The sequence below is a fragment of the Psychrobacter sp. CX90 genome, assembly GCF_057396305.2.
Window position 1 is genome coordinate 1,643,891 of the sequence record NZ_CM182008.1, and the last position, 14,501, is coordinate 1,658,391.

A 14,501-nucleotide genomic window follows, 5' to 3' on the forward strand; every position below is an offset into this window, starting at 1 on the left:
GTGATAAAAGTTACTTACTCAGTCACTTGATAAAAAAATATTTGATAAAAAGATACTTACCTACTAGCCTAGATTAACGACTATGTGTAGCGCTTTTGGATTATTGGTTATTACTGCTTTATAAAACATACGCCTTGCCCACAAGCATCTAAGTCAAGGCAGTAGTAGAATGAAAAAATGAGCCTAAAGTATACTTAAAAAATTTCCGCTAGTTGTCTGACTAAAATATCCTAACTTTGAGTGTACAGCATTGACGGCGGGGGTCAGATTTATCTCCGGTTTTTCAGCATACACCAAGCCTTGGACGTGATGCCGCAGATGGTTGCCATCATTAGGTAGCACCTTACCCAATTTCAACAGCAACATCCCCAGCTATCTTTAATATAAAATAATCATGAGATATAAAAATGCATGCCTTTGATATTATCATACCCCAATATACAGGTATCGCTGAAGATGATGACAGCCACGACCATGATGTATTTTGTTATTTAGGAAATTTAGAAAACAATGGACAAATATTACCTCGCAACCATCATTTACCTGTTGCCCAAAATGATATTACCCGTGTGACGGTGGTGTGTCCTGAAATGGATGCCCTTGACCGTAAAAATATGAACAGCTATGCCCAAGAAATGCACGATAGAATCGAACGGTTAGCAGGTAAACCCATTCAAACCTTGTATATCGGAGAAGACCATGAATATCCACTTCCCCGTTATGCCGTACCAACGCAATCTGAATTTTATATGTTGCGTTGGGGCTGGAGTTCGCCTTTACTAGATGGGGTAACCTTACAAGACATTCCTCTATATAAAATCCCATATATCCACCCTGATTACCCTTGTTATGATAATGTGTGGTCATGGTATCGTCAGGCTGAAGCGTTATACCGTTTGTGGCTTGGTTCTCAACCAGTAAGTGAAGCCTTTGCCTTAGAACAAATGCAAAATCTTAATTCTGAACATAGCAAAATAGGTCGAGAATTGTGCCGTATCATTGAACAAAGCACAGGTGTACCCACCTATTATTTTTTGATGAATTACCGTAATTGGACACAGGCAGAAGATATGGCACAAAAATGTCCGCTCACAGGGCAGGATTGGCTATTGCCTGCCAATACCTATCCCTATATCGATTTTAAATGCGATGATAGTCGCTTGGTAAGTGAGTTGAGCCAAAATTGGTCGGATGAAAGCGAGGACTAACCGTATAATAAATACTTTGTGGTAAGCTTATAAAACCTATCAAGCATAGAGATAAAAATAATGCCCCAATCATCCTTAACCAACCGTGAACCGCCCAAAAATTGTCGAGAGTGTTTTACTGGAGTCAAGCACAGGACAAGTTTATTTTAAGCATACTTGTCGGCTCATTTAGCAATCATAACATTGAATTAGCTATAGCTATTTATATATAGTAGCTCATACATATACATAGTAGCTATTTTGCATTACAGGAACCATCGCCTAGCTACCAAAAACACTCAAGTTTTGATCTTTACACTCAAAGATAATGGGGTTGAACTATTGGATAATAGTCACTGGTGTATGTTTTTGCAGCTCTTCAAAACTCACACCCTCTGCCAGCTCAACAAGCTTTAAGCCATTGCTGGTTATATCTAATACCGCCAATTCTGTAATAATACGATCGACTACTTGCTTACCTGTTAATGGCAACTGACATTCAGCCAATATTTTAGGGTCGCCATGTTTATTGATTTGCTCCATCAATACAATCACACGCTGCACGCCAGCTACTAAATCCATAGCGCCGCCCATACCTTTGACCATCTTTCCCGGAATCATCCAGTTGGCTAAATCGCCTTTTTCTGAAACCTCCATTGCACCAAGTATAGCCAAATTCACATGGCCGCCTCTGATCATAGCAAATGAGTCCGAACTGCCAAAAAAGCTAGCGCCTAGCTTGGAGGTAACCGTCTGTTTGCCCGCATTAATCAAATCTGGATCTACGTTCTCTTTGCTTGGAAACTCCCCAATACCCAACAAACCATTTTCTGACTGTAACCAAACATCGATGCCCTCAGGTATATAGTTGGCGACCATAGTGGGCAGACCAATACCTAAGTTGACATAAAACCCATCTTGCAGCTCTTTGGCAGCGCGCTGTGCCATTTGTTCTCTTGTCCATGCCATAATGTTACTCCTTCCTAAATATTTAAAACGCTATGTATTTAAACCTCTTAAGACGATATTGTTATTCTTCTATTATCACTATTGCTTTGTCGTAATTTTTTCAATACGCTTTTCAGGATGACTATTTAAAATAACCCGTTGAACAAAGATACCCGGCAAATGAATCTCATCGGCATCAAGCTCGCCGATTTCCACTATTTCTTCCACTTCTGCTACCGTAATCTTGCCGGCCATGGCACAGTCTGGGTTAAAATTTCGCGCCGTTTTATTAAAAATCAAGTTGCCGGCTTTATCCGCTTTTTGCGCTTTAACAAGAGCGACATCAGCAGTAAGTGAATGTTCCAGTACATAAGTACGCCCCTCAAAATCACGGGTTTCTTTACCTTCAGCGACCTGCGTGCCCACACCAGTTGCCGTATAAAATGCTGGAATACCCGCACCACCCGCACGCAGTTTTTCTGCCAATGTACCTTGCGGAGTAAGCTCCACTTCAAGTTCCCCACCTAAAAACTGGCGTTCGAACTCTTTATTTTCGCCAACATAAGATGAAATCATTTTTTTAATTTGACGGGTTTGCAACAGTAGCCCAAGACCAAAATCATCTACGCCAGCATTATTACTAATACAGGTCAGATCTTTTGCCCCAGTGTCTCTAAGGGCAAAGATGAGGGCTTCAGGAATACCACATAGGCCAAATCCACCGATAGCCAAAGTTTGTCCATCCTGGATGATGTCTTTCAGCGCTGATTCGGCGCTATCATATACTTTTGATTGACTCATTTTTCTCTCCTTGGTTGAATCAACATACATTATTAAACTTGAATGCGTTATTGACATAATATAGTGTCAGCAGTCATATATTCATGTCATAACGTTCTAAATAATCTACAATATATCTATCATAGATTATTATGAGAGTAATTACACTACACCAATAACCAAAAAGCACCCGCAATGATCACACCTGAGACAGCCAGTACAATCAGACAATATCCCATAATAGCCCGAGCATCTAGACCCGCAATACCTAATAATGGCAGTGCCCAAAACGGTTGAATCATATTAGTCCACGCATCTCCCCATGAAATAGCCATTGCCGTGACACTTGGGCTAACATTTAGAGCTACCCCAGCTGGAATCATGACTGGACCTTGAACTGCGAACTGTCCCCCACCCGATGGGACGAAAATATTAACCAAGCCTGCACTCAAAAATGCAAATATAGGAAAGCTATCGGCGGTGGCATTATTGACAAAAAACTCAGTAACTAGAGTACTAATCGACACCCCTTCTGCATTAGCGCCCGTCATAATCCCCATAATACCGCTATAAAATGGAAACAGTAATACAATCCCTGCGATGCCACCTATTCCCGATTTCACGGCACGATAATAACGCTCCAATGTGCCATGCGCTAATAATCCAATAAATAAAAATAGTCCGATAACGATATTTAAGCCTAAGTTAAATCCGTTATTTGCGAAGTAATTGATGTAATACAGCACTCCCATGGCCAACAAAAAAAGCGCAATGATACGACTGTCATCAATCTTTTGTGCCAGAGTAATCTTTTCAGGGGGGATATATGCTTTAACTTTTATTAAAGCAGGATCAACCGTAGTAGGGTTTTTGGGATGCATGAATCGATTTAGCAGCGGCAGAACAATGATTAAAGCAGCAAGTATAATTAAATTGTATGAGGCAAATATCGTTTGCGATAAAGGCACCGCCTCCGTCAATATACCGCCTGACAATGTTTGTAAGTTTTCGCCACCTGAGCTCAATGTCAAAGGTATAGAGCCAGAGAAGCCGCCATGCCAAATCAAAAAACCAGAATATGCGGCGGCAACCAATAGTGGATAATCGACATTCGGCACTTTTCTGGCCAATGACTTAGCAAAAATCGCCCCAACTACTAGCCCAAAACCCCAGTTAATCCATGAGCCTGCAAGACCCACGAGCGTTGAAATGACGATTGCCGTTGAGGGCGACGTAACTTGCCCAGCAATACGGTCTAAGAATCGTTGAATAATAGGGGCATTGGCAAACGCGTAACCCGTTACTAAAATTAAGGCCATTTGCATTGCAAAACCATGTAATGACCACAGACCATCTCCCCAATGGCCTGCCATAGTCAATAGGTCTTGCCCAGTTAACGTGATACCAGCAATAAAAGCAATTAAAGTTAAGAAAATAGAAAATACAAAGGGTGAAGGAAGGTACCGGTTAACCAATTGTACACTGGCATTAGTGATTATCTGAAACATAAGAAACCTCCATGTTGAACTTATTGTTTGATCCAGCGTTACATTAAGTTATAAGAACAAAGCCCTTATGGTAGCTTAAAAAAGTAAATTTTAGAATAGTAGGGTCATATTAAGCTTGGTTGTTAGTTATAAATGTCTTTAATCTGCAAGCCATTAATTAAACAAGCTGACAATGATTACAACTTTTTCAACTTGTTTAAATATCTTAATTAATCGCAGCACTGTTTAAATCGCTAAAACTCTATAGTGATATATCCTATTAAACATCGGTAGGTAAATTCCCATTTTTATGCCTTTTGCGGTATCATAGTCGCACATTATAAACTCAGACAATTCTCTTAACAGTCTTTCTAAAATCAATAAACTTTATAGGTGGTTTTGTGCGTCATATTCTTGTTACCAGTGCCCTTCCCTATGCCAATGGCAATATCCACTTAGGTCATCTTCTAGAACATATTCAAACTGATATTTGGGTCAGAGCAATGAAAGCACAGGGCCATCAGGTAACTTATGTTTGTGCGGATGACGCGCATGGGACAAGTATAATGCTTAAAGCTGAAGAAAAAGGGATTACTCCTGAACAGCTCATAGCAGAAGTTAAAAACTCGCATGAATCTGACTTCGCTAAGTTTTTAATTGAATACGATAATTACCACACGACGCATTCGGATGAAAACAAAGAGTTCTCTGAATTAATTTATCGCCGTTTAAATGGCGAAGGTCACATCTCAACCAAAGATGTTGAACAACTATTTGACCCAGAAAAAGGGTTATTCTTAGCCGATCGTTTTGTCAAAGGTGAATGTCCTAAATGTAGTGCCAAAGACCAATATGGTGATAACTGTGAAGTTTGTGGCACGACTTACAATGCCACTGAACTTAAAAATCCGTACTCTACCTTATCTGGTGCTACCCCAGTCTTAAAGATATCTAAACACTATTTCTTCAACTTGCCAGAGTTTGAAACCTTCTTACAACAATGGACCAAAGACGAAGGTCGACTTCAATCCTCGGTATCAAACAAACTGCAAGAATGGTTTGAAGCGGGCTTAGCAAGCTGGGACATTTCACGAGATGGGCCCTATTTCGGTTTTAAAATTCCTGATACGCCAGACGATGAACCTGATAAATATTTTTATGTCTGGCTAGATGCACCTATCGGTTATATGGCTAGCTTCAAAAATCTTTGCAAACAGCGTCGGGGTTCTACAGACCCACTATACCCAGAACTCGACTTTGATGATTATTGGTTAGCAGAAAATCAGCATAAGACTGAGCTTTACCATTTTATTGGTAAGGACATTGTCTACTTCCATGCTTTATTTTGGCCAGCTATGTTAGCAGGTGCTGAATACCGCACCCCAACAGGCGTATTTGCACACGGTTTCCTCATGGTCAACGGCGAAAAAATGAGTAAGTCACGCGGCACCTTTATTCAAGCTGAAACCTTTGCTAAACATCTCCACCCTGAGTACTTGCGCTATTACTTCGCGACAAAGCTATCGGATAAAGTAGAAGACATGAACCTAGATTTTGCTGATTTTATGCAAAAAGTTAATTCCGACATGGTTGGTAAAGTGGTCAATATCGCTAGCCGAAGTGCAGGTTTTATTGTCAAAAAGTATGACGGCATGTTGTCTAAAACCTGTCCTGAGCCTGAGCTATTAAATGATGTCATGCGCACAGGTGAAGAGATTGCCACTGCTTATGAAAATAGAGAATTCAGCCGTGCCATGCGCCTAATTATGCAGTGTGCGGATAAGGCAAACGAATACATTGATAGCAAAAAACCTTGGGCAATGGCAAAAGAAGAAGGTAAAGAGCAAGAGGTTCAAGACGTCTGCTCAGTGGCGATAAATGTATTCCGCCAGTTAATGGTTTACTTAGCGCCTGTTTTGCCAGAGCTTACGAATAACGCCAAAGCTTTCTTAAATATCGAGGACTTAAGCTTCGAAAGCCGTAATGAGCTATTGTTAGGCCACAAAATTAATAAGTTCAAACCTCTTATGCAACGTATTGAGCAAGCACAAATTGATGCTATGGTTGAAGAATCAAAGCAGGACTTGGCAGCTATTGATCCTCAAAATACTGTTAAGTCTGATAGCAGTGCTCAGTCGAACAACAGTGCTAAATCTAAAGTCAATGCAGCTTCAACTGAAGGGGAATTCCTCGACTTCAATGACTTTATGAAAGTTGAGATGACCGTGGCGCAAGTGCTTGAGTGTAACTATGTTGAAGGCGCAGACAAATTGCTACAATTTACGTTAGATATTGGTAGAGATAAGCCAATCAATGTGTTTAGTGGCATTCGTCAGTTTTATGAGCCTGAGCAGTTGACTGATAAAAAAGTAATTTGTGTGACGAATCTTGCGCCTCGCAAAATGAAATTTGGGATATCAGAAGGTATGATTTTATCGTCTGGCGACCCTAAAACTGGCTTAGTGGTCATCACTCTACCTGAGGCGTGTCAAGTAGGTGATAAGCTCGCTTAACTCACAGATCACATATTGCACAGGCGTTTTTAAGAGCTGGCCTATTTAGATTAGATCCTTTACATTCAATCGGTGTTTAAAAAATAAACACCGATTTTTTATTGTAAAATATTCAAACTTATGTTCTACTATACTAGTACATGATTATATGCCACTATCATTAGATCTTAACTCTATCTCTTTCTAAAATTTGAAAATTCAAACCTTTAAACTTTAAATAATTTAGTGAGTTTTATATGCTATTAAATTCCAGCCAATCCCTGTTCACAACACCTAACCTATCAAAACTCGGCTCCGAGACTAAAAAACCCTCCTTTAAAAAAATCTGTCAAAGTCTCTTAGCGATTAGCATGGGATTAGGGGTGGCCGGACTCACTGGGTGTTCAGACAAAGCAGAAAATACAGCGGCTGAAGTATCTGCAGCAAGTGTAAATAATAGTCAAAAATCAAAGACCGTTGCCATTACTCAAATTGTTGAACACCCATCATTAGATGAAATACGCCGCGGCATTATTGAAGAACTTGCAGATAAGGGATACGCTGAAGGTAAAAACTTAAAGGTTAACTTCCAAAGTGCACAAGGTAATACCGCAACTGCTGGACAAATCGCCAAACAATTTGCGGGCGATGTGCCCGATGCTATAGTGGCAATATCAACGCCCTCAGCACAGTCTGTTGTTGCATCGACAACCACAATACCTGTGATTTACACCGCTATTTCTGACCCCGTAGCAGCTAAGCTAATTGATAAAAACAATGTGCCGATTCAACCGAATGTGACAGGTCTATCGAGTCAGTTTCCCATAGATCCACCTTTAGATCTGGTTCAAAAAATAGTACCAGACGCCAAGACTATTGGCTATGTATATAGCCCTGGGGAAGCAAACTCAGTTGCTGTGTTAAAGCAACTACAAGAAGCAGCACCTGCACGTGGACTCAAAATTCTTGACGTTGCTGCCAACCGTCCTACTGATGTTGCCATGGCAACCCGCAGTTTAGATGGGCGTGCAGACGTAATATACACCTCACTTGACAACAATGTTATATCCGCTTTTGAGTCTATGGCTTCTGCCGCTAATGAGCTAGATATACCGATTATTACATCAGATGAATTTAGTGTTAGGCGAGGTGCTACAGCTGCCCTTGGTGTTAATGACTATGACTTTGGTAGAGTGACAGGTAATATGGTATATCGTGTATTAAACGGCGAAGCGACATCTGAGATTAAACCAGCAGTTATGAATAAGTTAACACTTTATATTAGTCCCAAACATGCAGCCGAACAAGGAATCCAGCTTGACGAGTCGTTATTTAAAGAAGCGATTAATGTTGATGATAAATAAACTACCAATTTATTAAAAATCTGATATTCTTTAATTAGCAACTTTTTTGAGGTCAGGATGACTTCAAATTTATACAAACGCCAATAATTTATATTCTAAATTATTGGCTATTTACTTAGGAGATCAACCCATGTTCAATCCAAATCGCTTTGTCAAAACCCTTATGTGGGGCGGTGTTGCTACCGCAATTTTAGCGGGATGCAATCAGCCAGCAAATAATACTGAACAATCGAATGATACAACTTCAAATGCAGACACTACCGTCGTTGCTGATACTGACGCTAAAGAAGTAGCAATTACCGCGATTGTTGAACACCCTGCCTTAGATGCAGTGCGTGAAGGTGTTATTGAAAAATTGGCCGAAGACGGTTATATAGAAGGTAAGAACTTAAAGGTTAATTTCCAAAGTGCTCAAGGCAATACTGCGACTGCTGGTCAGATTGCCAAACAATTTGTTGGTGATGAACCAGATGTTATTGTGGCTATTGCAACGCCTTCTGCTCAGTCAGTTGCAGCCTCTACCACCTCTATTCCATTAGTATTTTCTGCCGTAACCGATCCTATTGAAGCCAAACTCGTAAACAGTTTAGAGGGGTCTGGTACAAACGTCACTGGCGCATCTGATGCCCTACCATACGAACCACAAATTGATTTGATGAAACAAATTATTCCAGACTTAAAAAATGTCGGTTATGTTTATAGCCCAGGTGAAGTCAACTCGACCATAGTACTCAAAAACCTCACTCAAAAGCTGACCCCAATGGGTATTACCATTCATTCAGCCCCCGCTCAAAAAAGTAATGACATCGCTATGGCAGCACGTAGTATCGCTGATAAAGTAGATGTCATTTACACCTCTACAGACAACAACGTAGTTTCTGCGTATGAGTCACTCTATCAAGTGGCCCGCGAAAGTAAGATACCTTTGATTGCTTCTGACACAGGTTCCGTTGAGCGTGGTGCTATTGCTGCATTGGGTGTCAACTATCATGACCTTGGTCGTGAAACTGGTGCCATTGTTAGCCGTATTTTAAATGGCGAGAAAGCGGGAGATATTCCAGTTTATACGGCAAAGTCATTGGATTTATATGTTAGTAAAGCCAATGCAAATGAAGTCGGTATAGAATTGCCAAAAGACCTTATAGACAACGCTAAAGAAGTCATCGAATAAGAACGCGTCTTTCAGTCATTATTCAATTAAGCCTCGAGTAATGCTGATTTTTCTAATCGCTAAGTACGATATGCACTTACAAAATGACCTAGGCTTTTTTTATTTGGAAGTATTTGATAGATGTCATATACTTCCTAAAATATTTATTGAATTTTTTAGGATTATATTTTTTTAGGATTATATTAATGATTATGACAAATGGATTTGTTAAAACCTTAATGTGCGGTGGATTATTAACTGCCATGTTAGCTGGATGTAATCAGCAACCCTCCACAGACTCTACTGAAGCCAAAACAGATACCAAAACATCAGTGAGTGAAGATGCCGATATCAAAGAGGTGGCCATCACTGCTATCGTTGAACACCCCGCTCTTGATGCCGTTCGTGAAGGTGTCATAGCAGAGCTTAAAGATCAAGGATTTGTAGAAGGAGAAAACCTAGAAATAAGGTTTCAAAGTGCACAAGGTAGCCCAGCTACTGCTGGTCAGATTTCAAAACAATATATTGGCGAAGCACCAGATGTGATTGTTGCCATTTCCACCCCTTCCGCTCAATCAATGGCCTCGGCAACCAATACTATTCCTATTGTATTTAGTGCCGTAACTGACCCTGTTACCGCTAAACTTGTCCCGAGCTTAGAAGCCTCAGGGACCAATGTTACTGGCGCAACAAATGCGATGCCCTATGAGCCACAAATTGCGCTTATGAAAGAGATTATTCCTAGTTTGAAAGATATAGGGTATGTATATAGCCCAGGTGAAGTTAATTCAACTGTTATCCTCAAAAACTTAAAAGAGCGCTTAGAGCCGATGGGCATCACTATCCATGACGCTCCTGCACAGCGCAGTAATGAGATTCATCAAGCTGCTCTTAGCTTAGCTGATAAAGTGGATATGATTTATGTGTCTAATGACAATGGTGTGGTTTCTGCTTTTGAGTCGCTTTCGCAAGTCGCCACCGAAAGTAAAATACCCATCATTGCACAAGATACTGATTCTGTATCGCGTGGTGCTGCCGCTGCATTAGGTGTTAACTATGTCGATTTAGGACGTGAGACAGGCAAGATTGTCAGCCGTATCTTAAATGGGGAAAGTCCAGGTAGTATTCCTACTTACATTCCTGAAAACTTAAGTTTATTTGTAAGCCCTAATCATGCTGCTGAACAAGGGTTTAAATTACCACAGTCAGTCATTGATAGAGCCGACAAGATTATTGAATAGCCTAATGTTTTTATAGATATCAGATGAGTCCTCATTTATATAAAAGTACAAAGGCCTCATCATATGCTTTAATTGTTTATTAAATCTTCTTTTATCTGTAAAATATTTATTTTGTAATTTTATATATGCCTTAGGTAAATCTTTAGGTTTAGCAATATTTCGAGAAATATATGAATTACTGGATATTCTTAAGCTCAACACCTTAAACCAATATGATACCTATTGTTTAATAGCGTAGTTATTTAGACTTATAGTTATTTAGACTTATAGTTATTTAGACTTAATAGCTAATCTTTGGTATAGGTTCATGATTACTATGACGACAATTGAAAAATTTCGTTGCGATAATATTCATTGGTTTATTTTAAGCGCAGATCATTTAATCTGTTAAATCTACTTTAACCAGCTTCTATGCCAGTCAGTAAATTTATTATACAACTCTATTAGACAACTGGTTAAACCCTAAGCGGTGTCATTATATATTATGTCTCTCATTGCTTTTTTTGGGGCTCTCGAAAGTGGTCTTATCTACGCCTTAATAGCCCTTGGCGTACTCATTTCGTTTCGTACTCTTGATTTCCCTGACCTTACTGCGGATGGTAGCTTTCCGTTAGGGGGAGCTGTTGCCGGTATTTCTATTGTCTCGGGTATTGACCCATGGATTGCCTGCGGCTTGGGTATGATTGCTGGTGCGCTTGCTGGTATAGTAACGGCTTGGCTACATGTGAAACTTGGCATTTTGCAGCTGCTTGCTAGTATTTTAGTGATGGTTGCCCTGTACTCAGTTAACTTACGTATCATGGGTGCGCCAAACTTGCCATTGCTAGGAGAGGAAACTGTCTTCAGTCCCTTTGTTACCAATGAAAATGGCTATTGGGTGCGCTGCGTAATTATCGGTGGGGTGGTTATAGTAGCCAAGTTATTCTTAGATTGGTTCTTTAGTACTGAGTCTGGGTTATCAATGCGCGCTACAGGATCTAACCTGCGCATGGCACAAGCACAAGGTATTAATACCTCGGTCATGACGGTTGTCGGTATGGCAATATCTAACGCCCTCATTGCTCTAGGTGGTGCTTTGTTTGTACAAACTCAAGGCGGAGCAGATATCTCTATTGGAATCGGTACGATTGTTATTGGTTTAGCAGCGGTAATTATTGGGGAAACTATTATTCCTGCAAAGCGCATTTGGTTAATTACTTTTGCGGTTATTTTAGGGGCAGTTATTTATAAGTTATTTATTCAGGTAGCTTTGTCTAGTGATTTACTGCGTAGCATTGGTTTTGGGTCACAAGATTTAAATTTAATCACTGCCCTATTGGTTGTTATTGCCCTGCAATTACCCTCAATTAAGTCAAAGTTAATGCGTGGTAAACGCACGTAATTTAACCAAACCGATTAATCGTATTATGAATACTTTGACTATACACCAATAACCACACATTAAATTCAGAGTTTATATTTTAATATTATTGTTATTAGTACCAAGTGGTTAGCAACATTACTAAAAAAGCCTCTAAATTAAAAGGATAGCGTCCTATGATGGAAGCCAATGATCTTAGGTTAACATTCAACCCAGGTACACCAATCGAAAACCCTGCCCTTCGTGGCATCAGCTTGAATATCGCCGAAGGTGAGTTTGTCACAGTTATTGGGACGAATGGTGCAGGTAAATCAACGTTTTTGAACGCAGTTAGCGGTACAACACGTGTAGACAGTGGCTCTATATTGCTGAACGGTCTTGATGTCACTAGAAAAACGGCTCACCAAAGAGCACACTGGGTGGCCCGAGTTTTCCAAGACCCTATGGCAGGCACATGTGAAGCTTTAACCATTGAAGAAAATCTAGCGTTGGCTTATAAACGTGGCGGAAAACGTGGCTTGCAATTCGCCCTTAACAATAATAACCGTGAGTTATTCCGTGAAAAGTTATCTATCCTAAAGCTGGGCTTAGAAAACCGTTTGTCGGATAGAATGGGATTGCTTTCAGGGGGTCAGCGCCAAGCGGTAAGCTTACTTATGGCATCGCTACAACCCTCAAAAATTTTATTACTGGATGAGCATACGGCTGCTCTCGATCCTAAGACTGCCGCTTTCGTGTTAGAGCTTACTGACAAGATTGTCACTGATAATAATTTGACCACTATGATGGTAACGCATTCGATGCAACAGGCTTTAACCCATGGCGACCGCACAGTGATGCTACATCAAGGACAAGTGGTCTTAGATGTGGCTGGGAATGAGCGTGAAGGTATGACCGTGCACGATTTACTGGACATGTTTGAGCAAACCCGAGGCGAAAAAGTTGAAGATGACAGTTTAATTTTGAGTTAACTCTCACTACTTGATATACGCCTAATACGCAAAAGCCTATTGTTGAGTAAATTTTATAGTCAAATAACCCCTTCAATAATGAGCTGCACCCCATAAGTTGTGTCCAACTTATGGGGTGCAGTTTAATTCAGTTAGGCTTACTTGTTACTGATAAAAATAAATTTTATAGTTCGAACTGTAACGCTCTATCCCCTTTATCATCTTGAATACGGGTTGGCAGGCCAATATCGTTTAATACGTTAATGAAAGGTTTGACGTCCAGCTCTTCAACATTTGCCATATGACCGATATCCCACTCGCCAGTCGCGATAAGCATGGCGGCAGCAACAGGGGGCACGCCAGCAGTGTAAGAAATACCTTGGCTACCTACTTCGTTGTATGCGTCCTTGTGGTCAGAGACATTGTAGATAAAGACTTCACTATCGACTCCGTTAATCTTACCTTTGACTTTATCGCCAATGCAGGTCTTGCCTGTGTAGTCTGGTGCCAAGGAGCTTGGGTCAGGTAATACTGCTTTGACAACTTTCAGCGGTACGACTTCTTGACCTTCAGCAGTCATGACAGGTTGTTCAGATAACAAGCCAAGGTTTTGTAATACCGTAAATACATTGATGTAATGCTCGCCGAAACCCATCCAAAAACGTATGTTAGGTACGTCAAGGTTAGCGGATAATGAGTGAATTTCGTCATGGCCACTAAGATAGCTGTTTTGCTCGCCCACCACGGGTAAATCGTCGGTGCGCTTTACTTCAAACATTTTGTTGGATTGCCACTGGCTGTTTTGCCAAGAGTATACGGTTCCGGTAAATTCACGGAAGTTAATCTCTGGGTCAAAGTTAGTGGCGAAGTATTTGCCATGACTGCCAGCGTTAATGTCAATAATATCGATATCAGTTACTGAGCCTTTGTCCATCATGTCATAGCCGACTCGCGCATAGGCATTAACCACACCGGGATCAAAGCCTGCGCCAAGAATGGCGGTGATGTTGTTTTCGGCACAACGCTCTTTGCGTTTCCATTCGTAGTTACCATACCATGGCGGTGTCTCGCATATTTTGCGAGGGTCTTCATGAATGGCGGTATCGATATAGGCAGCACCAGTATTGATACAGGCTTCAAGCACTGTCATATTAATAAAGGCGGAACCCACATTAATCACGATTTGTGCGCCAGTGTCCTTTATTAAGGTGGCAACAGCGTCTGAATCCATGGCATCCACTTCGTGAGTATGTAAGATAGATTCTTGTTTGAAACTACCCTTCTCTATCACGCTGGCTGCAATTTCATCGCATTTTGATTTGGTGCGTGAGGCAATATGCAACTCACCTAGTACATCATTATGCATAGCACATTTGTGCGCAACGACTTGAGCCACTCCGCCAGCACCGATTATGAGTACATTACGCTTGGGGGTTTTGGTTGTATTGGAAGTCAATCTGGAAATCCTCCTTAGTGGGTCAACATGCCTTAGTCGGTTAATATAAAGGGTACGAGTTGACGCCGTGAATGATGTGCGTGAAT

General features: G+C 40.7%; 11 protein-coding genes. 7 read left to right on the plus strand and 4 right to left on the minus strand.

Going from position 1 to position 14,501, the window contains the following annotated elements:
- Positions 1-407: 407 nt before the first annotated feature.
- Positions 408-1,208 carry a DUF2310 family Zn-ribbon-containing protein gene (locus AC2SLN_RS06475; protein ID WP_486549307.1) on the plus strand — a complete coding sequence of 267 codons (801 nt, stop codon included), beginning with the start codon at positions 408-410 and terminating at the stop codon, positions 1,206-1,208.
- A 318-nt stretch (positions 1,209-1,526) separates the two neighbouring features.
- Here AC2SLN_RS06475 and AC2SLN_RS06480 read toward each other — a convergent pair whose 3' ends face one another.
- The 3 genes from AC2SLN_RS06480 to AC2SLN_RS06490 form a co-directional block, all read right to left on the minus strand.
- Positions 1,527-2,156, minus strand: coding sequence for a CoA transferase subunit B (locus AC2SLN_RS06480; protein WP_486549306.1), 630 nt, complete (start codon positions 2,154-2,156; stop codon positions 1,527-1,529).
- Between the two features lie 78 nt (positions 2,157-2,234).
- Positions 2,235-2,936, minus strand: coding sequence for a CoA transferase subunit A (locus AC2SLN_RS06485; protein ID WP_486549305.1), 702 nt, complete (start codon positions 2,934-2,936; stop codon positions 2,235-2,237).
- 146 nt (positions 2,937-3,082) lie between these two features.
- Positions 3,083-4,423, minus strand: a complete 1,341-nt coding sequence (locus tag AC2SLN_RS06490) for a short-chain fatty acid transporter (protein ID WP_486549304.1) — start codon at positions 4,421-4,423, stop codon at positions 3,083-3,085.
- A 380-nt stretch (positions 4,424-4,803) separates the two neighbouring features.
- Between AC2SLN_RS06490 and metG the strand changes: the two genes are divergently transcribed.
- The 6 genes from metG (at position 4,804) to AC2SLN_RS06520 (ending at position 12,980) form a co-directional block, all read left to right on the plus strand.
- On the plus strand, positions 4,804-6,915 hold the full coding sequence (gene metG, locus AC2SLN_RS06495) for a methionine--tRNA ligase (protein WP_486549303.1): 2,112 nt from the start codon (positions 4,804-4,806) through the stop codon (positions 6,913-6,915).
- A 350-nt stretch (positions 6,916-7,265) separates the two neighbouring features.
- Positions 7,266-8,258 carry an ABC transporter substrate-binding protein gene (locus AC2SLN_RS06500; protein ID WP_486549363.1) on the plus strand — a complete coding sequence of 331 codons (993 nt, stop codon included), beginning with the start codon at positions 7,266-7,268 and terminating at the stop codon, positions 8,256-8,258.
- Between the two features lie 130 nt (positions 8,259-8,388).
- Positions 8,389-9,429, plus strand: a complete 1,041-nt coding sequence (locus AC2SLN_RS06505; RefSeq protein ID WP_486549302.1) for an ABC transporter substrate-binding protein — start codon at positions 8,389-8,391, stop codon at positions 9,427-9,429.
- Positions 9,430-9,614: 185 nt separating this feature from the next.
- Complete coding sequence (locus AC2SLN_RS06510) at positions 9,615-10,649, plus strand: ABC transporter substrate-binding protein (RefSeq protein ID WP_486549301.1); 1,035 nt, start codon at positions 9,615-9,617, stop codon at positions 10,647-10,649.
- A gap of 484 nt (positions 10,650-11,133) precedes the next feature.
- Complete coding sequence (locus tag AC2SLN_RS06515) at positions 11,134-12,030, plus strand: ABC transporter permease (RefSeq protein ID WP_486529832.1); 897 nt, start codon at positions 11,134-11,136, stop codon at positions 12,028-12,030.
- Positions 12,031-12,185: 155 nt separating this feature from the next.
- Complete coding sequence (locus tag AC2SLN_RS06520; protein ID WP_486549300.1) at positions 12,186-12,980, plus strand: ABC transporter ATP-binding protein; 795 nt, start codon at positions 12,186-12,188, stop codon at positions 12,978-12,980.
- A gap of 163 nt (positions 12,981-13,143) precedes the next feature.
- Here the strand turns inward: AC2SLN_RS06520 and AC2SLN_RS06525 are convergent, their stop codons facing one another.
- The gene (locus AC2SLN_RS06525) at positions 13,144-14,415 is read right to left on the minus strand and encodes a saccharopine dehydrogenase family protein (RefSeq protein WP_486549299.1); all 1,272 of its coding nucleotides are present in this window, start codon (positions 14,413-14,415) and stop codon (positions 13,144-13,146) included.
- Positions 14,416-14,501: the final 86 nt, after the last annotated feature.